This window comes from Oleiphilus sp. HI0125, from assembly GCF_001635355.1.
Genome location: NZ_LWGF01000739.1, coordinates 1 through 1,186, shown reverse-complemented (window position 1 = coordinate 1,186; position 1,186 = coordinate 1). Strand labels below are relative to the sequence as shown.

2 protein-coding genes are annotated in these 1,186 nt (G+C 44.5%); both read left to right on the top strand.

The genetic code is table 11. The features are described from left to right. Positions 1-446, top strand: a 446-nt coding sequence (lptA, locus tag A3762_RS11125) for a lipopolysaccharide transport periplasmic protein LptA (RefSeq protein WP_068755524.1), incomplete at its 5' end; no start/stop codon positions are given. Next, positions 427-1,152, top strand: coding sequence for an LPS export ABC transporter ATP-binding protein (gene lptB / locus A3762_RS11120; RefSeq protein WP_068755518.1), 726 nt, complete (start codon positions 427-429; stop codon positions 1,150-1,152). The genes lptA and lptB, both read left to right, overlap by 20 nt. Positions 1,153-1,186: the final 34 nt, after the last annotated feature.

Below are 1,186 nucleotides of genomic sequence, written 5' to 3'. Positions count from 1 at the left end.
GTTTTTCGACCTATCGCGGCAACGTTATCATTCGCCAGGGTTCGACAACACTCACCGCAGATAACATCAGTGTTTTTGCTCGTGAACGCGCCGTAACACAAATCATTGCGAATGGTACACCCGCGACATTCAAGCAAACAGACGCCAGTAGCAATATTCAAAACACCAGCGGCCAAGCTGAACAAATCACGTATAAAGCAAAAGATGCTGTTTTGATTTTTAACGGCAACGCCACACTCGCCCAGGACACCAATTCGTTTTCCGGAAATCGCATTGAATACGACATCATGGACAAAGCAATTCGCGCCAAAGGGGATCAAGATAGTGGCAAACGAGTGAAGATTCAGTACTTCCCTCAAGCATCTGAGCCTTCAAGTGAAAACTCCGATTCACAAACCAACGACAATCTAGACCAAGCGAATCCTAATGAAGACACTTCAAGCTAAGCATCTTGCTAAAGCCTACAAAAAACGACAAGTTGTTATCGACGTATCGCTTGAAATCAAAACAGGACAAATTGTTGGCTTGCTTGGTCCGAACGGCGCGGGTAAGACTACCTGCTTTTACATGATCGTTGGCCTAGTATCCAAGGATAAGGGCCAAATCCTCATTGATGACAGAGACATTAGCAACATGCCAATGCATGGGCGCGCAAAAGCCGGTATTGGTTACTTACCACAAGAAGCATCAATATTTCGAAAACTTACTGTATATGAAAATATTCTGAGCGTTCTGCAAACGAGAAAAGAATTAAGCAAGGCCGAACAACGCGAAAAAGCCGATCAATTACTAAAAGAATTTCATATAGAACATATTCGCGACAGCCAAGGTATGGCTTTATCCGGGGGCGAGCGCCGTCGCGTCGAGATTGCGAGAGCTCTCGCAATGGAGCCAGATTTCATTCTACTAGATGAACCTTTTGCAGGGGTTGATCCAATTTCAGTAAGCGACATCAAGCAAATAGTGCGACAAGTTCGCGACCGAGATATTGGCGTACTTATCACCGACCACAACGTGAGAGAGACCTTAGACATTTGCGAACAAGCCTATATTGTTGGCAATGGACACATCATTGCATCAGGCTCGTCTGAGCAAGTATTAGAGAACAAAAAGGTGCGCGANGTTTACCTTGGCGATGAATTTACAATTTAAAACCAAATTCCCTGTGCAATTACCAGTGAAAAAA